Source organism: Gordonia sp. (in: high G+C Gram-positive bacteria) (assembly GCF_047600565.1).
GTDB lineage: Bacteria > Actinomycetota > Actinomycetes > Mycobacteriales > Mycobacteriaceae > Gordonia.
Map to the genome: position 1 here is coordinate 2,759,188 of NZ_JASGKN010000001.1, position 22,030 is coordinate 2,781,217.

Sequence of the window (22,030 nt, forward strand, 5' to 3'; positions counted from 1 at the left end):
ATGACTACTCCGGATCAGACCAAGGACAGCAGGTTCTTCTCCAAGAAGAACCTGCTGTGGATGGTGCTCGCCGCCATCGTCGCGCTCCTGCTGTGGGCCGTCGGTTCGTGGGCGTTCAACCTGATCACCGCGACCAAGGTGAACGCCACGTTCCCGAGCGCCGTCGGTGTCTACAAGGGCAGCAACGTCAAGATCCTCGGCGTGAACGTCGGCAAGGTCACCAAGGTGAAGCCGAACGGCCAGAACGTCGACGTCGAGATGCGCGTCGATCACGGCGTGAAGCTGCCGGCCGACGTCGGTGCGGTGCAGATGATCCCGTCGCTGGTGGCGGACCGCTTCATCCAGCTGACCCCGGCCTACAACGGCCAGGGTCCGACCGTGAGCGGCAAGGTCGACATTCCGCGCGAGCGCACTAACGTGCCGGTGGAGATCGACCAGATCTACGGCAACCTGCAGAAGCTGTCGAAGTCTCTCGGCCCGAAGGGCGCCAACAAGAACGGCGCCCTGAGCGACGCCGTGAAGGTGGCCGCCGACAACCTCGACGGCAACGGCTCCAAGCTCGGTGAGGCGATCACCAACCTGTCGGACGCGGCGAACACGCTGTCGAACTCGCGGGGCAACATCGCCGACACCGTCGACAACCTCAACGTGTTCGTCGGCGCTCTCAAGGAGCACGACGCGCAGGTCCGCGGCTTCAACCAGCAGATGGCCGACTTCACCACCTATCTGGCGGGGGAGAAGGACCAGCTCGGTGCGGCCCTCGATTCGCTGTCGTACGCGCTCGGTGACGTCGCGACCTTCCTGCACGACAACAACCAGAAGCTGGGCGACGCGATCCGCGACCTGCAGCCGACCGGTCAGGCGCTGCTGGACAACAAGGATCACCTGCTCGAGGTCTTCACCACGCTGCCGCTGGCGGTCAGCAACCTGATCAACGCGTACGACGCGGAGTCGGGCACGGTGGCCATGCGCCTGCAGATCCCGCAGATGCAGGATCTGATCGGCGCGCAGTGCAAGCTGCTCGACCTGGGTGCGATCCTGCCGGGCAACCCGCTCGCCAAGCAGTTCAGCAACACCATGCGTCCGCTGGTGGACAACTGCCAGGCGGTGGGCGACCAGATCACCCAGGGCGTCCTCGAGCCCATGCTGCCGATCCTGCCGTTCGGCATCATGAGCAACAACAAGCTCCAGAAGATGCCGACTCCGGGTGCCGTCCCCGGCAATCCGGATCCGCGACTCCCGGGAGGCAACTGATGAAGTTCGCCGGAGATTCGCGCGTGCGCCGTATCGGTGCCGCGGTCGCACTGTCCACCGTCGTGGTGGCGGGTGCCTCGGGCTGTGGGGTCAACCTGCAGCAGGTGCCGCTGCCCGGTGGTGTGGACGTCGGCTCGCATCCGCGTGAATACAAGATCGCCTTCTCCGACATCCTGGACCTGGTTCCGCAGTCGGTGGTGAAGATGGACGGCACCCCGGTCGGCCGCGTCACCAAGATCGAGGTGCCGCAGGACCAGTGGAACGCCATCGTCCACATCAAGGTCAAGAACAACGTCGACCTGTCCGATGAGGCGCAGGCCGCGGTGCAGCAGACCAACCTGCTGGGTGAGAAGTTCGTGGCGCTGTCCGAGCCGGACGGCTCGAAGGGTGCGCCGCGCCAGAACCCGGATCAGGTGATCGATACCGCCCGCACGCGCACGACCACCGACATCGAGCAGTTGCTCGGCGCCCTGTCGCTGCTGCTGAACGGCGGCGGCATCAACCAGCTGCAGCCGATCATCGAGTCGTTGAACGAGTCGGTCGGCGCCGACGGCGGTGCCACCACCCGCAGCCTGCTGAAGAACGCGAACACGCTGATCGACGGTCTGAACCAGCAGCGGGACAACATCCTGCAGGCGATCGACGGCGTCAACACGCTCTCCGAGCGTGCGAACGCCCAGACCGAGCAGATCGAGCGGATCCTCAACGAGCTGCCGGCCGGTGTGCAGGTGCTCAACGAGCAGCGTCCGCAGTTCGTGGAACTGCTGACCAAGCTGGACAAGCTGGGTCAGGTCGGTACCGACATCCTCGGCCAGTCGCACACCCAGATCGTCAACGATCTCAAGGCGCTGCGACCGATCCTGACGGAGCTCGCCAAGTCGGCGGACGACGCGATCACCGCGACCCCGCTCATGCTGACCCACCCGTTCCCGGACGATCTGCTTCCCGCGGTCCGCGGCGACTCGACCAACCTGTTCATGACCCTGGACCTGCGGCTGCTGAACCAGCTGGAGGCGCTGGGTGTGGGCCAGGGCGAGCCGGTGTACCAGCCGCCGACGGTCAACCCGCCGAAGGTGGATCCGCACAACCCGTACATCAACGGCAACGGCCCGCGCTGGGGCTGGCCGTCGATCACGCTGCTGCCGCCGGGCGCCAACTGGAAGCCGGGTCCCAACACTCCGCCGTCGGGCGGCAAGTACCCGCTGACCCCGGATCTGACGAAGCAGTACGACTTCGGCAACCGGAATCCGGTGAACGCGCAGAGCGACGCGGCCAAGAAGCGCAAGGCGGCCGCCGCCAAGAAGAAGACGAAGCCGGGCGCGAATCCGGCGTCGTCGCAGATGCCGGCGGCACAGTCGGGCGAGTCGTTCCTGGACGGCACCATCGCGATGATGGGGGGCGGCAATGGTTAGCCGGCTCGTCAAGATCCAGCTGATCGTCTTCGCGATCATCGGTGCGCTGGCCATCGTCTACGTCGGCGCCAACTATGCGCGGCTGGACAAGATGCTCGGTATCGGCCAGTACAAGGTGGTCGTGCCGATGCAGGACGGCGGCGGCATCTTCAGTAACGCCGAAGTCACCTACCGTGGCGTACCGGTCGGCCGTGTCGGCGACATGAAGCTGACCGACAAGGGTGTGGACGTCACCCTGAACCTGAACTCGTCGGCGCCCAAGGTGCCCGAGAACGTGAAGGCCGTGGTCAGCAACCGGTCGGCGATCGGTGAGCAGTTCGTGGATCTGCAGCCGGAGGCCGCGGGCGGCCCGTACTTGAAGAACGGCGACCGCATCAACCAGTACGACCTGCCGCCGAAGCTGCAGGACGTCATGAGCGACACCATCGACCTGACCAAGTCGGTGCCGGTGGACGATCTCTCGACCGTGGTGCATGAGCTGGGTCTGGCGTTCGACGGCAAGGGTGACGACATGTCGCGTCTGCTGGATTCGCTGACCAAGCTGGCCCAGTCCGGGCACGACAACCTCGGTGAGACGGTCAGTCTGATCCAGAACGCCGACGTGGTGCTGCAGACGCAGAAGGATCAGTCCGATCAGATCCTGGCGTGGTCGAAGGGCCTCGATCAGGTGACCGCCCAGCTGGCGGCCTCCGATCCGGCGGTGCAGCGGATCCTGACCGATGGACCGAAGACGGCCACCGAGCTTTCGGACTTCCTGACCAAGAACGGCGACGACACCACCAAGCTGGTCCATCAGCTCGGTGAGACCATGCACGCCGTCGAGCCGGCCACCTATTCGACCGGCGCCCTGTTCGCCATGCTGTCGGCGCTGTCCGCCGGCTCGCACAGCCCGGCGCCCGGTGACGGCCAGATCCACTTCGGCATCGTGCTGGAGACCAACAACCCGCCGGCATGTACCAAGGGCTACGAAGGCACCAAGGACATCATCGCGCAGGCGAAGAAGGCCAACCCGAACTTCGACATCAACTACGACGACTTCGCGTTCAACACGAATGCGCACTGTGACGTCGCCGTCGGCAACCCGACCGGTGTCCGTAGCGCGAACCGTGCGGCCTTGGCCAACCCGGAGATCGCCCAGCCGTGGGACGACGTGCCGAAGAAGGATCCGGACAAGCTGAACCTGAACCCGATCGCGACGCAGCTGTCGTGGATTCTGGGAGTCAACCCGCGCTGACCCCTTCGGCGGATCCGGTGAGCTTCACGCTCTCCGGGTCCGCCGATCGGAGTACAGGGCACTCACAGGTTGGTGTGGTTCAGTTTGGAGAAACGTGCAGGCCGTGTGAGTGACGCGGCCGTGAATGGATACAGTGACGCCCGATGAGTGACGAGCAAGCCCCCGACTCCGACGTGACCGTCGGGTCCGACGCGACCGTCGACACCGCTGCCGCTGAGGCGACGCCCGTCGACGCCGCCGCGGAAGCCAAGAAGGCCGCCAAGGAGGCCAAGGAGGCCGCCAAGGAAGCGAAGAAGGCCGCGAAGGCGTCGGCTGTCCGCACCGGTCGCAGCCTGTGGAAGTACATCGGGCAGTTCGCCGTGACACTCGTGGTCCTGGCCGCGATCCTGGGCGTCGTCGAATACTTCGTGCACTTCCCGGTCACCCTCGCGCTCGTGGTGGTGCCGGTCTTCGCGGCCGCGTTCGCCGCCGGCTCGTTCGTCCGGGACTACCGCCGCGCCCCCGAGGGCGGGGAGAAGCGGCGCCTGATCGTGTGGTCGGTGCTGATCTCCGTCGTCGTCGCGGCGGTCACCTACGTGGTTCTGTGGCTGCTCAACGATCCGCCGTTCACTCTCAGCTATTCGCTGGTCACCGCCATCATCGTCGGTATCGTCGCCGGTCTGATCGCACTCGCGGTGCTGACCGTGCTGGTGTGGATCGGCTACAACCTGTGGCCGGACCGCGCCGTCCGTTACCTCGAGGCCGGCCGCGGCTCCCGCTGGCTCTTCTGGGCTGCGGCCCTGGCGCTGCTGACCGCGGTCGCCGCGCTGATCGGCTTCGGCGCGCAGGGCGTGCAGGCGTACACCGGACTCGGCGGCGGCAAGGCCGCCTCGATTCGCGACCAGTCGGTGGACGCAGCCGAGCAGGCCGTCCTGAACATCGGCAACGTGCAGGTCGACAACCTCGACGACTGGGAGAAGCGCCTGCGTTCGTCGCTGACCGGCGACGCGCTGAAGCAGGCCCTCGACGGCGGTATCGGAGACCTGCGGAAGCAGGCGAAGGCCGGCCGCATCCAGAACGACCAGATCAGCACCAAGATCCGCCGTTCCGCGGTGACCGACATGGATGTCAAGAACAACAGCGCGACCGTGCTGGTGTTCGCCACGTCCACCAGCACCCCGGCGAAGGGTGGCCAGGCCACCACGGTGCCGATGAACTTCCTGATCGTCGTCGTGCAGGACGGCCCGAACCGGAAGGCCTCCAAGGTGGTTCCGCTGTCGGGTGTCCCGTACGTCGATGACGCCGAGAGCGAAGAGAAGTCCGGGACCAGCAGTCAGTCCGGCAGCGGCGGCACGTCCGATTCCCAGGACCAGACCGGTTCGCAGGACCAGTCCGGCCAAGGCGGTGACACCGGCAGCGCTGACACCGGCGACGACCAGGACCAGCAGCAGGAGGGCGGGAACTGATGAGCGACGAGCAGCAGACCCCCGAACTGCCGGAGGAGAACGTCACTCCCGAGGCGCCCGAGGTCGAACAGATCAGTGACGACGTCACCGTGCGGCACACGCCGTCCGAGGTGCCGACCATGGTCATCCGCACCGAGACCGTCTCCCTGGACGAGCTGACCGGCGGTACCGCCGGCGAACCCGCCGAGACCGCGGTGCCGGCCGACGATGATGTCGCGGCGACGGATACCGGATTCGAGCCGGTGCCCGCCGACGCCGAGGCCGAAGGCCTTGCATTGAAGGCGGTCGACGAGGCCGAGAAGCTGGCCGGACAGGCCAAGGCGGGCACGGTGGCCGCCGGTGCGGCGGTCGCTGCCGCCGCCGAGGGCGCCACCGCTAAGGCGAAGCGATTCGGTAAGCGCCGCAAGGGATCCGACGTCCCGGCCACCGCCGACGACACCGCGAAGGATGTCGTCGAGACGGCCGCTGCCGACACGGCTGCCGACGCCGGCGACGCTGCCGAGACGACCGCCGAGCCGGTGGCCGCCGAGCCGACCGAGGCGCAGCGCGAATCGTCGGCGCTCACCTCGCTGGCCGTCCTGGCCGCCGTCGCCGCCCTCGTGGTGGCCGGCCTCGCCACCTTCTTCGCGATCCACCCGGGCGCCAGCACCGACGACAACGAGGCGTTCGAGAACTCCCGAGTCACCGCGCAGCTGATGACCCAGGCGACCGATCGGGTGTGTGCACCGTTCCGGCTCAACTACAAGAGCATCGACGCCGACCTGAAGAAGGGCCGCGCCCAGATGACGGGCCAGGCGCAGAAGCAGTTCGACGAGTACGTCAACACCACCACCCGCAAGATCACCGAACAGACCAAGGCCACCACCGAGTGCCAGGCCGACCAGGTGGGAATCGTGTCGATCAACGGCGACAAGGCGACCGTCATCGCGCAGCTGATCGTCAGCGTCGAGCAGAACGGGATGCCCGCCGACAGCAACACTCCGCGGGTCCAGTACGAGTTCCAGAAGAAGGGCGGTCAGTGGCTGATCGCTCAGGTCAACGACACCGAATAGGGTTGAATCTGGGCTGATCGGTCCTGGTGAACGGCAGTTTTTCCACAATTTCTGCGCGTTTCGCTTGACGTGGCGGCTCCGGCGGTACAGTCTGTTCACGAACGAGAACCGACCCGCTGGCCAGCGCGAGGGACTCGGGCCCCGCGGCGTGACGACTCCGCCGATTTGACGGGGTTGGCATAGCATGCCCTTTTTCTGTTACAGTTGGACGTTGCGCTGGCTGCTCCTCGTCCACTGTCTGTGTTCCTGTCCGACACTCTCGTGTTCGGCCGTGGGAAACCGCAGTTCGTCAGGATGCCTGACCACGCAGCGGCCCACCGGCCACCGGCCCCGAGCCGACCACTGAACACATCGCGAGAGAAGGACGCATCTTGGCAGTCGATCGCCAGTCCACCTCAACCACCTCGACCGGCAGCGGAACCATTCCGGGAGCACCGCGCCGCGTCTCGTTCGCCAAGATCAGTGAGCCCCTGGAGGTGCCGGGACTGCTCGATCTGCAGCTCGACTCCTTCGAGTGGCTCATCGGATCTCCCGAGTGGCGTGCCAAGGCGATCGCCCGTGGCGAGGAGAATCCCGTCGGAGGACTGGAAGACGTCCTCACCGAGCTGTCGCCCATCGAGGACTTCTCGTCCTCGATGTCCCTCTCCTTCTCCGATCCGCACTTCGATGAGGTCAAGGCCTCCATCGACGAGTGCAAGGACAAGGACATGACCTACTCGGCGCCGCTCTTCGTGACCGCCGAGTTCATCAACAACAACACCGGCGAGATCAAGTCGCAGACGGTCTTCATGGGCGAGTTCCCGATGATGACCGACAAGGGCAGCTTCATCATCAACGGCACCGAGCGTGTCGTCGTCTCGCAGCTCGTCCGCAGCCCGGGCGTCTACTTCGATGCGTCGATCGACAAGGCCACCGAGAAGACCCTGCACGCGGTCAAGGTGATCCCGAGCCGTGGCGCATGGCTCGAGTTCGACATCGACAAGCGCGACACCGTCGGCGTCCGCATCGACCGCAAGCGCCGCCAGCCGGTCACCGTGTTGCTGCAGGCGCTCGGCATGACCCGCGAGGAGATCGCGGACCGCTTCGGTTTCTCCGAGATCATGATGTCGACCCTGGAGAAGGACCACACCACCAACCAGGACGAGGCGCTGCTCGAGGTCTACCGCAAGCTGCGTCCGGGCGAGCCGCCGACCAAGGAGTCCGCGGAGAGCCTGCTGGAGAACCTGTTCTTCAAGGAGAAGCGCTACGACCTGGCGCGCGTCGGTCGCTACAAGATCAACAAGAAGCTGGGTCTGACCGACAACCCGATGAACGGCGAGTCGGTGCTGACCCGCGAGGACATCGTCACCACGGTCGAGTACCTGGTGCGTCTGCACGACGCCGATCCGTCGGCGGCGGCCGCCCCGATGATGACCGGCCCCGGCGGCGTCGAGGTGCCCGTCGAGGTCGACGACATCGACCACTTCGGCAACCGTCGCCTGCGTACCGTCGGCGAGCTGATCCAGAACCAGATCCGTCTGGGCCTCTCGCGCATGGAGCGCGTCGTCCGTGAGCGGATGACCACCCAGGACGCCGAGGCGATCACCCCGCAGACCCTGATCAACATCCGTCCCGTCGTGGCGGCGATCAAGGAGTTCTTCGGCACCAGCCAGCTGTCGCAGTTCATGGATCAGAACAACCCGCTGTCGGGTCTGACCCACAAGCGTCGCCTGTCGGCGCTGGGCCCGGGCGGTCTGTCGCGTGAGCGCGCCGGCCTCGAGGTCCGCGACGTCCACCCGTCGCACTACGGCCGCATGTGCCCGATCGAGACCCCTGAGGGTCCGAACATCGGTCTGATCGGTTCGCTCTCGGTGTACGCGCGGGTCAACCCGTTCGGCTTCATCGAGACCCCGTACCGCAAGATCGTCGACGGCAAGGTGACCGACGAGATCGAGTACATGACCGCCGACGAAGAGGATCGTTACCTCATCGGTCAGGCGAACACCGGCTACGACGCCTCCGGCAAGATCACCGACGAGCGCGTGCTCGTGCGTGTGAAGGGCGCCGAGGTCGAGTACGTCGACGCTTCGCAGGTCGAGTACCTGGACGTCAGCCCGCGCCAGATGGTGTCGGTCGCGACGGCCATGATCCCGTTCCTCGAGCACGACGACGCCAACCGCGCCCTGATGGGTGCCAACATGCAGCGTCAGGCCGTGCCGCTGGTCCAGTCCGAGTCGCCGCTGGTCGGCACCGGTATGGAGCTGCGCGCCGCGGTGGATGCCGGCGACGTCATCGTCACCGCCAAGACCGGTGTGGTCGAGGAGGTCTCGGCCGACTACATCACCGTGATGGCCGACGACGGCACCCGCGACAGCTACCGGCTGCGCAAGTTCGAGCGCTCGAACCACGGCACCTGCGCCAACCAGGTCCCGATCGTGGACGAGGGCCAGCGTGTGGAGGCCGGCCAGGTTCTGGCCGACGGCCCCTGCACCGATCAGGGTGAGATGGCGCTGGGCAAGAACCTGCTCGTCGCGATCATGCCGTGGGAGGGCCACAACTACGAGGACGCGATCATCCTGAGCCAGCGGCTCGTGGAGGAGGACACCCTCACCTCGATCCACATCGAGGAGTACGAGATCGACGCCCGCGACACCAAGCTCGGTGCCGAGGAGATCACCCGGGACATCCCGAACGTCTCCGACGAGGTGCTCGCCGATCTCGACGAGCGCGGCATCGTGCGTATCGGTGCCGAGGTCCGCGACGGCGACATCCTGGTCGGCAAGGTCACCCCGAAGGGTGAGACCGAGCTGACCCCGGAGGAGCGTCTGCTCCGTGCGATCTTCGGTGAGAAGGCGCGCGAGGTCCGCGACACCTCGCTCAAGGTGCCGCACGGCGAGACCGGCAAGGTGATCGGCGTCCGCGTGTTCTCGCGTGACGACGACGACGATCTGGCGCCGGGCGTCAACGAGCTCGTCCGCGTCTACGTCGCTCAGAAGCGCAAGATCCAGGACGGCGACAAGCTGGCCGGCCGCCACGGCAACAAGGGCGTCATCGGCAAGATCCTCCCGCAGGAGGACATGCCGTTCCTGCCCGACGGCACGCCTGTCGACATCATCCTGAACACCCACGGTGTTCCGCGTCGTATGAACATCGGCCAGATCCTGGAGACCCACCTGGGTTGGGTCGCCAAGGCCGGCTGGAACATCGACGTGGCCGCGGGCGTTCCGGACTGGGCCGAGCGCCTGCCGGAGGAGCTGTACTCGGTGGAGCCGAACACGAACACCGCCACCCCGGTGTTCGACGGCGCCAAGGACGAGGAGCTCGCGGGTCTGCTGGGTTCGACCCTGCCGAACCGCGACGGCGACGTGATGGTGAACAGCGACGGCAAGGCCACCCTGTTCGACGGTCGCTCCGGCGAGCCGTTCCCGTACCCGGTGGCTGTCGGCTACATGTACATCATCAAGCTGCACCACCTGGTCGACGACAAGATCCACGCCCGTTCGACCGGCCCGTACTCGATGATCACCCAGCAGCCGCTGGGCGGTAAGGCGCAGTTCGGTGGCCAGCGATTCGGTGAGATGGAGTGCTGGGCCATGCAGGCCTACGGCGCGGCGTACACGCTGCAGGAGCTCCTGACCATCAAGTCGGACGACGTGGTGGGCCGCGTGAAGGTCTACGAAGCGATCGTCAAGGGCGAGAACATCCCCGAGCCGGGTATCCCCGAGTCCTTCAAGGTGCTCCTCAAGGAGCTCCAGTCGCTGTGTCTGAACGTGGAGGTGCTGTCTTCGGACGGTGCGGCCATCGCGATGAACGACACCGACGACGAGGACCTGGAGCGCGCCGCGGCGAACCTGGGTATCAACCTCTCGCGCAACGAGTCGGCCACGGTCGACGACCTCGCTAACTGACCAGACCATTTAGTTGGACAACTGAGCTACTGAAAGGCAACAAGTGCTCGACGTCAACTTTTTCGACGAACTGAAGATCGGCCTTGCGACGGCCGACGACATCCACGAGTGGTCGTACGGCGAGGTCAAGAAGCCGGAGACCATCAACTACCGCACGCTGAAGCCTGAGAAGGACGGCCTGTTCTGCGAGAAGATCTTCGGACCGACTCGCGACTGGGAGTGCTACTGCGGCAAGTACAAGCGCGTGCGCTTCAAGGGCATCATCTGTGAGCGCTGCGGCGTCGAGGTGACCAAGGCCAAGGTGCGCCGTGAGCGCATGGGCCACATCGAGCTGGCCGCCCCGGTCACGCACATCTGGTACTTCAAGGGTGTGCCGAGCCGGCTGGGCTACCTGCTGGATCTGGCGCCGAAGGATCTCGAGAAGATCATCTACTTCGCCGCCTACGTCATCACCTCGGTGGACGACGAGCTGCGTCACGCGGAGCTGTCGACCCGCGAGGCCGAGATCGGTGTGGAGCGCAAGGCGATCCTCGACGACCTCGAGGCCGCCCTGGCCGAGCGCCAGGCCAAGCTCGAGTCCGATCTGGCCGAGCTGGAGGCCGAGGGCGCCAAGGCCGACGCCAAGCGCAAGGTCCGCGACGCGGCCGAGCGTGAGCTGAAGCGCATGCGCGATCACGCCAACCGCGAGGTCGAGGCGCTCGACGAGATCTGGGACAAGTTCACCAAGCTGGCCCCGGGCGAGCTGATCGTCGACGAGAAGCTGTACCGCGAGCTGGAGGACCGTTTCGGCGAGTACTTCACCGGTGCCATGGGTGCCGAGGCCATCAAGCGTCTGCTCGAGGACTTCGACATCGACGCCGAGGCCGAGATCCTGCGCGAGACCATCCGTACCGGCAAGGGCCAGAAGAAGCTGCGTGCGCTGAAGCGACTGAAGGTCGTGGCGGCGTTCCAGCAGTCCGGCAACTCGCCGCGCGCCATGGTGCTCGACGCCGTGCCGGTGATCCCGCCGGAGCTGCGTCCGATGGTTCAGCTCGACGGTGGCCGTTTCGCCACCTCGGACCTGAACGACCTGTACCGCCGCGTCATCAACCGCAACAACCGTTTGAAGCGACTGATCGACCTCGGTGCGCCGGAGATCATCGTCAACAACGAGAAGCGCATGCTTCAGGAGTCGGTGGACGCGCTGTTCGACAACGGCCGTCGTGGCCGTCCGGTCAACGGCCCGGGCAACCGTCCGCTGAAGTCGCTGTCCGATCTGCTGAAGGGCAAGCAGGGCCGCTTCCGCCAGAACCTGCTGGGTAAGCGCGTCGACTACTCGGGCCGTTCGGTCATCGTGGTCGGCCCGCAGCTGAAGCTGCACCAGTGTGGTCTGCCGAAGCTGATGGCTCTCGAGCTGTTCAAGCCGTTCGTGATGAAGCGTCTGGTCGACCTGAACCAGGCACAGAACATCAAGTCGGCCAAGCGCATGGTGGAGCGTCAGCGCCCCGCCGTGTGGGACGTCCTCGAAGAGGTCATCGCCGAGCACCCGGTTCTGCTGAACCGTGCGCCGACGCTGCACCGTCTGGGCATTCAGGCCTTCGAGCCGCAGCTGGTGGAGGGTAAGGCCATTCAGCTGCACCCGCTGGTGTGTGAGGCCTTCAACGCCGACTTCGACGGTGACCAGATGGCGGTTCACCTGCCGCTGTCCGCCGAGGCTCAGGCCGAGGCGCGCATCCTGATGCTGTCGTCGAACAACATCCTGTCGCCGGCGTCGGGCCGTCCGCTCGCCATGCCGCGTCTGGACATGGTGACCGGCCTGTACTACCTGACGACCGAGAAGAAGGACGCCGTCGGCGCCTACGCCCCGGCCGCCAAGGACAAGCCGGAGACCGGCGTGTACTCGAGCCCGGCCGAGGCCATCATGGCCGTCGACCGCGGTGCGCTGTCCGTGCAGGCCCCGATCAAGGTGCGCCTGACCGACCTGCGTCCGCCGGCCGACATCGAGGACGCCGAGTTCGACGGTGCCTGGAAGAAGGGTCAGGCGTGGGAGGCCGAGACCACTCTGGGCCGTGTGCTCTTCAACGAGCTGCTGCCGAAGGACTACCCGTTCGTCAACGATCAGATGCCGAAGAAGCGTCAGGCCGTCATCATCAACGACCTCGCCGAGCGGTACCCGATGATCGTGGTCGCGCAGACCGTCGACAAGCTGAAGGACGTGGGCTTCTACTGGGCCACCCGTTCGGGTGTCACGGTCGCCATGTCGGACGTTCTGGTTCCGCCGGCCAAGGCTCAGATCCTCGACGAGTACGAGAAGAAGGCCGACGAGCAGGAGCGCAAGTACCAGCGCGGTGGCCTGACCAAGGATGAGCGTCACGACGCCCTGGTGGAGATCTGGAAGGAGGCCACCGAGAAGGTCGGTGAGGCTCTGGAGGACTACTACCCGGACGACAACCCGATCACGATGATCCCGAAGTCGGGTGCGACGGGCAACATGACCCAGGTCCGCAACCTGTCGGGCATGAAGGGTCTGGTGACCAACCCGAAGGGCGAGTTCATCCCGCGTCCGATCAAGTCCTCGTTCCGTGAGGGCCTGACCGTCGCCGAGTACTTCATCAACACGCACGGCGCCCGTAAGGGTCTGGCCGACACCGCGCTGCGTACCGCCGACTCGGGTTACCTGACCCGTCGTCTGGTGGACGTGTCGCAGGACGTCATCGTGCGCGAAGAGGACTGTGGCACCGAGCGCGGTATCACCGTGCCGATCGCGGAGAAGGGTGCCGACGGCAAGCTGATCCGCGACGCACACGTCGAGACCTCGGCGTACGCCCGCACGCTGGCCGCCGACGCGGTCGACGAGAAGGGCAACGTGATCGTCGAGCGCGGCCAGGATCTGGGCGACCCGGCGATCGAGGCACTGCTGAACGCGGGCGTCACCCAGGTGAAGGTCCGTTCGGTCCTGACCTGTGCGACCGGCACCGGCGTCTGCGCCAAGTGCTACGGCCGTTCGATGGCGACCGGCAAGCTGGTCGACATCGGCGAGGCCGTGGGCATCATCGCCGCCCAGTCGATCGGTGAGCCGGGTACCCAGCTGACCATGCGTACCTTCCACCAGGGTGGCGTCGGTGACGACATCACCGGTGGTCTGCCGCGTGTCACCGAGCTGTTCGAGGCCCGTGTGCCGAAGGGCAAGGCTCCGATCGCCGAGGTGTCGGGCCGTATCCGCCTGGAGGAGGGTGACCGCTTCTACAAGATCACCATCATCCCGGACGACGGTTCCGAGGAGGTCGTGTACGACAAGCTGTCCAAGCGTCAGCGTCTGCGCGTCTTCAAGGCTGCCGACGGCTCGGAGCGTCTGCTGGCCGACGGTGACCACGTCGAGGTCGGCGAGCAGCTCATGGAGGGTCCGGCGGATCCCCACGAGGTGCTCCGCGTGATGGGCCCGCGTCAGGTGCAGATCCACCTCGTCAACGAGGTCCAGGAGGTGTACCGCCGCCAGGGTGTGTCGATCCACGACAAGCACATCGAGACGATCGTCCGTCAGATGCTGCGTCGCGTGACGATCATCGACTCCGGTGCCACCGAGTTCCTGCCCGGTTCGCTCACCGAGCGCGCCGAGTTCGAGGCGGCCAACCGCGCTGTGGTCGCCGAGGGCGGCGAGCCGGCGTCGGGTCGTCCGGTGCTCATGGGTATCACCAAGGCTTCGCTGGCCACCGACTCGTGGCTGTCGGCGGCGTCGTTCCAGGAGACCACGCGTGTCCTGACCGACGCGGCCATCAACAGCCGCAGCGACAAGCTGGTGGGCCTGAAGGAGAACGTGATCATCGGTAAGTTGATCCCGGCCGGTACCGGGATCAACCGTTACCGCAACATCCAGGTTCAGCCGACCGAGGAGGCGCGCGCCGCCGCGTACGCTCTCCCGACGTACGACGACACCTACTACAGCCCGGACGGCACCTTCGGTGCCCCGAGCGGTGCCGCCGTTCCGCTGGACGATTTCGACTACGGCAACGACTACCGCTAGGAGTCGCACGCTCCTTGAGCCTGTCGCAACGCTCCTTGAGCTTGTCGCACGCTCCTTGAGCCTGTCGTACGCTCCTTGAGCCTGTCGAAAGGAGGCCCCCGATCTTCGCGGATCGGGGGCCTTCTTCATGCTCTGGGAACGCCGTCGAAGCGCGCCGGCCTCGGGTGGCGGCGTAACCTCGTCCGCATATGTGGATTGGAACCGTTGAATTCGATTTCCTGTTGGGCGACGTGCATTCGTTGAAGGAGAAGCGGTCGGTGGTGAGGCCGCTGGTTGCGGAGATCCGCCGCAAGTTCGATGTGTCGGTGGCCGAAACCGATCACCGGGATCTTCATCGGAGGGCCGGCGTCGGTGTGGCCGTCGTGAGTGCCGATCGTCAGCACGTGGTGGAGATCGTCGAGTCTGTGGAGCGTCATGCCGCGTCGCGGCCCGAGGTTCAGCTTCTGTCGGCCCGCACCCGATATGTTTCGTCGGAGGACCTCTGACGGTCAGCGGGGTCGAAACCCGTTGGTTGAGCTGGGTCGCGGTGCCTTTGGAACCCGTTGGTTGAGCCGGGTCGCCGCCGTCGCGGAGCGCCGCCGCCGCCGCCCCGTGTCGAAGCCTCAGGCGCCGATTGCGCGAGCGATCTTCGGCCAGGAGGCGCGCATGTCGGCGGCGAACAGGCCCCACGTGTGCGCGCCGTCGGGGCGGCGGTGCATGGTGTGCGGGATGCCCAGCTGGTTGAGACGATTCGACATGTTGTTGGTGCAGGCCAGCGACCAGGCTTCCATGACGTTGCCGCCGAACAGTCCGCCGGCCACCTCGAGCGGGCCGCCGTCGATGGGGCCCGGGAGGCCCGATCCGGCGGACAGCCAGATGGTCTTGCCGCGGAGCTTGCCGGCGTTGATGACCGGGTCGTGCTGGTACCACTTGGGTCCGACCGGGGCGCCCCACATGTTGCCGGGGTTGCCGCCACCGCGGATCGGGATGGCGATGTTGGCGGTGAGGCCGAGGGCGTCGGTGGTGCCGGGGCAGCCACTGTAGGCGGCGACGGCGCGGAAGCGGCTGGGTGCGTGCTCGACCAGATCGAGGGCGGGGCCGGCGGACATCGAGACCCCGCCCAGAGCGGCCGAACCGTTGGTTCCGAACGCCTGATTCACCGCGTCGGGGAGCTCGCGGGTGAAGAACGTCTGCCACTTGTTGCGGCCGAGCATCGGGTCGTTGTTCTGCCAGTCGGTCATCATCGAGAACCGTCCGCCGATCGGCAGAACCACGTTGACGCGCTTGTTGGCGAAGAACTTCTTGACGCCGCCGAAGTTGTACCAGGAGATGCCGTCCTCGGCGCCGCCGGCGCCACCCATCAGATAGAACGACGGCAGCCCGCCGGGCTTCCCGGGCGGGTGGAGTACGTGACTGCGGACCACGCGGTGCATGGCGGGCGAATACACCGACAGCAGCGTCGTACGAGCGTTGAGCTCGCGGACGCCGACCACGGCCGCCTGAGCCGGTGCGGACGGCGCCGCCAGCGGGGCTGCCACCGTAGCGGCGATCGCGAGGAGAAGGGTGGTCAGGCTGAACCGTGTGCGTCGTTGCATAACGACTCCGAGCCTAAGGGCTGGGCTCGAAGAACCCAATCTGGGAGTCCACTGCGTGTTGCCCGTGCCTACGGGGCGGGGGGTACGGCGTCTCCCGGACGGACGGCGGCACCGTGACGGATACCGGGGGGCTTCGCGGTCGGGGCATTGTTCGTCCAGACCGGCGGTGCAATCCTGCCGCGTGAAGCGGGCTGGGTGCTGAGCAGACGTTCGACTTCGGCGCGACGCTCAGTCGCGGGGGACCCGAAGAGCGGTGAGCCGCGCCTGCGGATCGACGTCCAGTCCGAGGCGGTCCCACGGGCAGCCGATCGACAGGACCGCGTAGGCGGACGTCGGGAAATCGGAGATCGCGGCCGCATCGTCGAGAAGCAGCGCGGTTCCCGGTAGGCCGGGGAAGTGGCCGACGACCAGCACCGTCTTGGCGTCGTCGGGGGCATACGAGCGGATCGCCTCGAGGATCGCGTCCGGCGTGTTCTCGTAGATCTCGTCGGTGTAGACCGTGGCGGCATCGATTCCGGTGCGCTGCAGCGTCTGACGAGTGCGCTCGGCGGTCGAACAGATCACCGCGTCGATCGTGAGGCCGTCGTCGGCCATCCACTCGCCGGCCAGATTCGCCTCGTGACGGCCCCGCTTGGCGAGAGGACGATCGAAATCGAGGATGCCGTCGGGATAACCGGACTTGCCGTGCCGCATCAGCACCAGGGTCCGGGGAGCGGGCTTGCTCACGCGGCCCCGGACTCGCCGACCGCGCGGGCCTTCTGATCGGTGTTCATGGCGCGCAGGACCCGGGCCGTATCCCGCCACGCGGACGCCTCCTGCAGATAGAACGCGCGCAACTCGTCGGCGTCCCGAGTGTCCTCGGCCCGCTCCCGCAGATCGAGGTACTCGTCGTAGCAGTGGGTGATCAGGGCGGAGATGTTCTCACCGGCACAAGCCGCATTCGATCTGGCGCGACGACAACGTCGTGAGGCGCTCGAGTTCGTTTCGGTACTCCATGTTCCAACGGTAGAACCGTGCCCCGACAAACCCGAGCCGACACGCACGTATGCCGGATCTGTTCACTTCGTGCGGTGCGGTTGGAGCTGAAGCCGGTGCCCTCCGGTAACCTCTCCCAAGACCCTCGAAACACCGAGAACGTAGGCAATGGACTCTTCACACAAGGCGCAGACGGTGGACACCCCGCCGGTCGAGAACGTCGCCGATCCCGCCGAGTTCGATCCGCAGCTCGAAGCGCAGGACAGCGGCACCGCCGGGACCACCGGCAAGGCCCCCGTCAAGAAACGCAAGAGCAACCACCTCTACCAGATCGACTTCGTCCGGCTCGTCACGTTCGCCGGCGTCGTCCTGGACCACGTCATCCTGGCGCTGACCACGCAGACCGAGATCATCGCCCAGGGCGTCGGACTGCTGCTGCGCTACACCCGCTACTGCTTCTTCGCGCTCACCGGGTTCGTCCAGACCTACCAGTACCGCAACCGTGAACTCGACGTCCGCCAGTACTGGAAGCGTCGCTACAAGTACATCGGACTGCCGTTCGTCACCTGGTCGCTCTTCTACTGGGTGTACAACCGCGTCACCGACGCCGGGGTCCACAACTTCCTCAAAGGCAGCTTCGGAAGCGTCGACGCGATTCTGACGTCGATCAAGAGCATCGCCTACGACCTCATCACCGGTCACGCCACCTATCACCTGTACTTCCTGTCGGTGAGCATGCAGATCTACTTCGTGTTCCCGGCCCTGCTGTGGCTGCTGAAGAAGACCTACGGCTACCACCGCTACCTGCTGGCCGTCAGCGGCGCCTTCCACATCTGGCTGCTCTACCACATGGTCCGGCCGCCCCTGGACATCTTCAGTCACGGTCTCGGTGGACTCCTGTGGCGCTACCTGGGCATCACGCTGCTGCCCTACCAGTTCTTCATCCTCGGCGGCGCCATCGCAGCCCTGCACCTGGACGCCTTCACCGGCTTCATGAAGAAGTGGTGGAAGGTGCTCGTCCCGGTCAGCCTCATCACCATCGCGCTGACCCTCGTCTACTACCGGCACCTGGTGCACGGCGGCGAAGAGATGTTCCGTGCCACCAACGTGTTCATGGTTCACAACATGTTCGCGTTCCTGGGCATCATCGTGCTGCTGTATCTGGCCGGTCTGTGGTGGCAGAACCGCCGCACCCCCGGCTCCCTGCCGGACAAGATCCTCGAGATGGGCGCCGACCGCTCGTTCGCCATCTACCTGGCGCACGTCCTCGCCATCTCCGTCATGGTGCCGGTCGTGACCCGCTGGAACATGGCCAACGGTCTGCGGATGTTCTTCATGTACCTGATCGTGTGCGCTCTGACCGTCTATCTGGTGGAGATCCTGCGCCGCAGCCCGATCAGCCTCATCACCACCGGCCGCGAACGCGTCGACCTGGGCACCCAGAACCCCACCAAGGAACTGGCGATCGCCGCCGCGTCGATCGTCGTCGGCGCCGGCCTCGTGTGGCGTCTCGTCGACTACGACCGCGTGGGCTACTTCCTGATCGGTGCGGGCATCCTGCTGGTCATCACCGCGCTCATCGTCCTGCGGGCCAAGGCCAAGACACCGACCGCCGCCTAAGCTCTGCCGGCAGCGCGGCGCAGTGCCGTCTCGTCTCATCCGCACTACTGGGCCGTATAGAGCGCGTCGCCGGGCGACACCGGTTACCGGCCCTCAGCGGGCCCACCTGTGACTGCGGTCAGCCGTCCGTGGTGACCGGATCCTTGGCCAGTTCCTGCGCCACCCGGTCGGCGACGGCCTGATTGCCCGCCGGATTCGGGTGGTACGGGATCCGGTCGCCGTAGCCGCGTACCCACGGCTGCTTCGAGCAGACCGTGTGGTCCTTGCCCTCCGACATCGACACGAACGTTGCGCCCGAAGCCGCGGCGGCACGCTGGGTGGCCTGCGACAGCTGATCGCCGACCTGAGCGGTCTCGACCACCTGCCACGGTTCGAGCGGCAGTGCGGGGCACGGCGGCGCGTCCGGCGAGACCACCGGCAGGTATTCGACCAGCAGTACCTTCGCCTTCGGGGCCAGCGCGTGGATTTGATGGACCACGTCGATCATCGACTGCTCGACATGCTGGTAGCTCTCGGGCGTCGGGAACGGCGACGGCCACACCAGGCGCTCACAATGCGGGTTCGGCTCGGACGGCACCTGGCCGGTCAGAATGTTCGCGCACGACGCCGTGCCGGTACGGGGTACATAGGCGATGTCGTTGCCGCCGACCGTGATCGTCACGAGCTGCGTCTTGGGGGTCACCGCGTTGATCTGAACCGGACGATCCGGATGTTCCGGATCGGGCTCAAGAATGTTTCGGGTGGTGGCGCCGGCGCAGGTGACGTCGGTCAGCTTCAGGTGAGCCTTCTTCGCCAGACGATGCGGGTAGTTGTTCTTGGTGCGACTGCACGGCTTGTTGATGTCTTTGCCGTCGCCGACGCCCGAAGCGAACGAACTCCCCATAGCCACATAAACGGGCTTGACCCGTGGTTTCTCCGCTGACCGGGAGCTGTCCGGCGACACCGCCACCAGGGTCACCGTCACCAGAGCCACCACTGCCACGACGGCGATGAGGGCAGCCAGCAAGTGGCCCCGGGTGAATCGGCCCATGGGTTCCAGTCTCACACAGAGGGCTGAGAAAACCGTGATCGGCGGACGGTGATCTCGGTCAACGTGACCGAGCCAGACCGACGGCGCTGACGGCGCCCGTCACCGCCATGACGGCACCCGCGAAGACCCACCAGATGCCGCCCTCCGAGGCGATCATCAGGTTCGGTCCGGCCGACCCGGATTCCAGGCCGTACATCAGCTGCGGATTCGACAGGCAGAACGCCACCAGCACTAGAGTCGCGACGGCCGCGACCGCGGCGACACCGGCCACCATGAGGCGTAGGCGCGGTCCGACGATGCCCAGCAGCAGTCCGGCCAGCACCAGCAGGATGCCGACACCGAACGTCCACGCGGCGGGCTTCCAGTCTCCGTACGACACCCCGTCCGGCAGCGTGCCACCCAATCCGCTGACCTGGATGTCGGGGGCACTCTCGGGCTGTCGGCCCAGAGCCGGAACGTACCGCGCCCACGACATCAGGCTCGCCGGCGCCATCAACGCGCCGCCGACGGCCGTCGCCACCGAGGCCGCCGCCCACTGCGGCTGGCGTGTGGTCTCGGGACTCGTCGTCTCGGGCAAGGTGAGGCCTCCGGGCTGAGGTGTGCAGGGATCGCTAGAAGTCTAGGACACCCCGCAGCATCGTCTATCGAGGGCTGACGGCGAAGTCGGCCAGCTTCGACGACACCTGCTCGGGCCGGCCGTCGTTCTGCTTCCACGCCGCCGTCAGCACATCGATGTGGTTGTAGCCGGGGAGCTCCACCAGGCGGCCGTGACCGTTCGGCGGATTCGCCTGGATGCCGCCGCCCGCCTTGAAAGTGATCATCGGGGCGCGCAGGGCGGCATCCGGGTAGAAGCGGTGGCGCGTCTGCGCCGGACCGCTGCGGTTCGACAGGCTGGTGGTGAGCGCGGTGGGGAAGTACCACTCGGTGAAGTCGAGCGGCGGCTCGGCCAGGTCTCGGGCCAGCTCGGTGATCGACGTCTTCTCGTTCGACGGGGACGTCTTGCCGCGCAGCGCCGGACCGATCTGGTCGTAGTCGGCCCAACGGTAGATCGTGCGGCCGTCGAACGAGCTCGGTGCGAACTTCTTGGCGTCGCCGACCATCATCACGCCGCCCGGCAAGGCGTTCGCCACCGCGTCGGGCAGCGGGAACGATCGAGGCTGCACCGGGTCTTGCGGCTGGGTGAACCCGACACTCACCTGCAGGAAGCCGAACGGCTGTACGTTGTCGTCGAGGATCGCACCCAGCACCGCCTGATTGGTGGCACGCAGCTTCCGGATGTCGGGCTGTCCGGTCGCCGCCATCGCATAGTCCTTGGACAGCAGGATCCGCAGCGTCGAATCCAGATTCAGGTTCCGGGGCAGCTCCTTCACCACCTTGTCGACGCCCTGCGGGTCGACGTTCGCGGCCAGACCCACCAGTGCGAGAAGGTTCATCGTCTCGGCGTTGATCAGGGTCGGCAATGCCAGAGCAGGCAGGGCGGTGTCCGGGATGCCCATGAACGCGTCCATCACCTGCCCGAGTTCGGGAGGCAGGTTCGGCATCGTCAGCTTCAGCTGCTTGCTGAGATCACCGGGCAGCATGCCTCCGGCCATCGACATCATGTCCGACGTCACCGCGGTGTCGAGAGCGAAATAGCCGGCGCACTGGTTGTAGCCCGCGTCGTTGCGGGTCCGGCGATTCCCGTCGAAGTCCCACTCGGCGAAATATCCGGTGATGAAGCCGCCCAGCGAATGACCACCGCACAGGAACTTCTGCTTCCGGGCCTTCTGATCGGGGACCTCGGCGCGCATGATCGCGTACTCGTCGTTCAAGGTCTGCTCCAGATCGACGTGCTTCAGCCACGCCAGCTGACCCGCGCTCGACACGAGATCGGGGAATCCTGCGAACCGCTTCCCGTTCACCGGCTTGCCGTGCAGGTAGTAGCCGGCGGCCGTCGCGAACGACTTGTCCGCGACGCCGGCGCGCAGACCGGTGTGGTCCTCCAGGCAGTTCGACCGACGATCCAGTGCCCAGAACTCGACATGCCGACCCTCGGCCGCAGCCTTCACCACGGTGTTCCGCGCGACCGATTCGAACGCTCCCGCACCTTCCAGAATGCCGGGCTGAGCGATCATGATGCGGTCGGCGGCCCGCGGATCACTCGACCCGTCCGCCGACCGGAATCGCAGGTACGACACCCAATCGCAGGCTGCCGGATGCGGTCCCACCGACTTCGGTAGCGGGACGTGGTGGCGGACCACGGACGCCACCACGCCGTTGATCGGCGACGTGGAGGTGTAGACCTCCTCCGTGCGCTGCGTGCTCACCGGCACCGCCGACGCCTCACCCGGCGGTGCGATCAGCGTCGGGGTCGACGCGGCGAGCACCGCCGCCACGGCCAGAGGAAACGTGCGCTTGAACTTCGCGAACCGCATGTTGGAACGGTAAACGTGATCTGTGTCGTTCGGGGCGTGTTCGGGTCCTCGCGTCGTCGCAGGCTCCGCCACGAGCTCGGGGACCCGCCCGTCGAAGCGAGTCTCCTTTCGACAAGCTCAAGGAGCGTTGGAC

Annotated in this window: 15 protein-coding genes; 9 read left to right on the plus strand and 6 right to left on the minus strand. The window is 66.3% G+C overall.

The genetic code is table 11. From position 1 onward, the window contains the following. From QM774_RS13475 to QM774_RS13510, 8 genes are all read left to right on the plus strand, one after another. A complete protein-coding gene (locus tag QM774_RS13475) occupies positions 1–1,254 on the plus strand; it encodes an MCE family protein (RefSeq protein ID WP_414976359.1) in 1,254 nt (417 codons plus the stop codon). Next, the gene (locus QM774_RS13480) at positions 1,254–2,666 is read left to right on the plus strand and encodes an MCE family protein (RefSeq protein WP_414976360.1); all 1,413 of its coding nucleotides are present in this window, start codon (positions 1,254–1,256) and stop codon (positions 2,664–2,666) included. The genes QM774_RS13475 and QM774_RS13480 overlap by 1 nt, the downstream gene beginning before the upstream one ends. Then, entirely contained in the window at positions 2,659–3,900 is a 1,242-nt protein-coding gene (locus tag QM774_RS13485; protein ID WP_414976361.1) for an MCE family protein, read from the plus strand. Before QM774_RS13480 ends, QM774_RS13485 begins: the two co-directional genes overlap by 8 nt. Positions 3,901–4,043: 143 nt before the next feature. Then, the gene (locus QM774_RS13490) at positions 4,044–5,345 is read left to right on the plus strand and encodes an ABZJ_00895 family protein (protein WP_414976362.1); all 1,302 of its coding nucleotides are present in this window, start codon (positions 4,044–4,046) and stop codon (positions 5,343–5,345) included. Then, positions 5,345–6,397 (plus strand): hypothetical protein, encoded by a 1,053-nt coding sequence (locus tag QM774_RS13495; protein WP_414976363.1) that lies wholly within the window; start codon positions 5,345–5,347, stop codon positions 6,395–6,397. Before QM774_RS13490 ends, QM774_RS13495 begins: the two co-directional genes overlap by 1 nt. Positions 6,398–6,768: 371 nt before the next feature. Beyond that, a complete protein-coding gene (locus QM774_RS13500; protein ID WP_414976364.1) occupies positions 6,769–10,284 on the plus strand; it encodes a DNA-directed RNA polymerase subunit beta in 3,516 nt (1,171 codons plus the stop codon). A 43-nt stretch (positions 10,285–10,327) separates the two neighbouring features. Beyond that, on the plus strand, positions 10,328–14,284 hold the full coding sequence (locus QM774_RS13505; RefSeq protein WP_414976365.1) for a DNA-directed RNA polymerase subunit beta': 3,957 nt from the start codon (positions 10,328–10,330) through the stop codon (positions 14,282–14,284). 188 nt (positions 14,285–14,472) lie between these two features. Then, on the plus strand, positions 14,473–14,769 hold the full coding sequence (locus QM774_RS13510) for a DUF503 domain-containing protein (protein WP_414976366.1): 297 nt from the start codon (positions 14,473–14,475) through the stop codon (positions 14,767–14,769). Positions 14,770–14,886: 117 nt separating this feature from the next. Here the strand turns inward: QM774_RS13510 and QM774_RS13515 are convergent, their stop codons facing one another. The 3 genes from QM774_RS13515 to QM774_RS13525 all read right to left on the minus strand — a co-directional run bounded on the left by QM774_RS13515 (position 14,887) and on the right by QM774_RS13525 (position 16,901). Beyond that, entirely contained in the window at positions 14,887–15,858 is a 972-nt protein-coding gene (locus QM774_RS13515; RefSeq protein WP_414976367.1) for an alpha/beta hydrolase, read from the minus strand. A gap of 228 nt (positions 15,859–16,086) precedes the next feature. Beyond that, positions 16,087–16,551 (minus strand): SixA phosphatase family protein, encoded by a 465-nt coding sequence (locus tag QM774_RS13520; RefSeq protein ID WP_414976665.1) that lies wholly within the window; start codon positions 16,549–16,551, stop codon positions 16,087–16,089. A gap of 29 nt (positions 16,552–16,580) precedes the next feature. Continuing rightward, positions 16,581–16,901 (minus strand): hypothetical protein, encoded by a 321-nt coding sequence (locus tag QM774_RS13525; protein ID WP_414976368.1) that lies wholly within the window; start codon positions 16,899–16,901, stop codon positions 16,581–16,583. A gap of 100 nt (positions 16,902–17,001) precedes the next feature. On the opposite strand from QM774_RS13525, the gene QM774_RS13530 reads away from it, so the two are divergent. Then, complete coding sequence (locus tag QM774_RS13530; protein ID WP_414976369.1) at positions 17,002–18,453, plus strand: acyltransferase; 1,452 nt, start codon at positions 17,002–17,004, stop codon at positions 18,451–18,453. Positions 18,454–18,571: 118 nt separating this feature from the next. Here the strand turns inward: QM774_RS13530 and QM774_RS13535 are convergent, their stop codons facing one another. From QM774_RS13535 to QM774_RS13545, 3 genes are all read right to left on the minus strand, one after another. After that, positions 18,572–19,483 (minus strand): SGNH/GDSL hydrolase family protein, encoded by a 912-nt coding sequence (locus QM774_RS13535; RefSeq protein WP_414976370.1) that lies wholly within the window; start codon positions 19,481–19,483, stop codon positions 18,572–18,574. 58 nt (positions 19,484–19,541) lie between these two features. Then, on the minus strand, positions 19,542–20,060 hold the full coding sequence (locus tag QM774_RS13540) for a hypothetical protein (RefSeq protein WP_414976371.1): 519 nt from the start codon (positions 20,058–20,060) through the stop codon (positions 19,542–19,544). Between the two features lie 64 nt (positions 20,061–20,124). Next, positions 20,125–21,897 (minus strand): hypothetical protein, encoded by a 1,773-nt coding sequence (locus QM774_RS13545; protein WP_414976372.1) that lies wholly within the window; start codon positions 21,895–21,897, stop codon positions 20,125–20,127. Between the last annotated feature and the right edge of the window lie 133 nt (positions 21,898–22,030).

Coding starts and splice junctions, on each gene's coding strand:
- QM774_RS13530 (WP_414976369.1), top strand. CDS start 17,002: ATGGACTCTTCACACAAGGCGCAGACGGTGGACACCCCGCCGGTCGAG.
- QM774_RS13475 (WP_414976359.1), top strand. CDS start 1: ATGACTACTCCGGATCAGACCAAGGACAGCAGGTTCTTCTCCAAGAAG.
- QM774_RS13515 (WP_414976367.1), bottom strand. CDS start 15,858: ATGCAACGACGCACACGGTTCAGCCTGACCACCCTTCTCCTCGCGATC.
- QM774_RS13545 (WP_414976372.1), bottom strand. CDS start 21,897: ATGCGGTTCGCGAAGTTCAAGCGCACGTTTCCTCTGGCCGTGGCGGCG.
- QM774_RS13495 (WP_414976363.1), top strand. CDS start 5,345: ATGAGCGACGAGCAGCAGACCCCCGAACTGCCGGAGGAGAACGTCACT.
- QM774_RS13535 (WP_414976370.1), bottom strand. CDS start 19,483: ATGGGCCGATTCACCCGGGGCCACTTGCTGGCTGCCCTCATCGCCGTC.
- QM774_RS13480 (WP_414976360.1), top strand. CDS start 1,254: ATGAAGTTCGCCGGAGATTCGCGCGTGCGCCGTATCGGTGCCGCGGTC.
- QM774_RS13485 (WP_414976361.1), top strand. CDS start 2,659: ATGGTTAGCCGGCTCGTCAAGATCCAGCTGATCGTCTTCGCGATCATC.
- QM774_RS13510 (WP_414976366.1), top strand. CDS start 14,473: ATGTGGATTGGAACCGTTGAATTCGATTTCCTGTTGGGCGACGTGCAT.
- QM774_RS13490 (WP_414976362.1), top strand. CDS start 4,044: ATGAGTGACGAGCAAGCCCCCGACTCCGACGTGACCGTCGGGTCCGAC.
- QM774_RS13520 (WP_414976665.1), bottom strand. CDS start 16,551: ATGCGGCACGGCAAGTCCGGTTATCCCGACGGCATCCTCGATTTCGAT.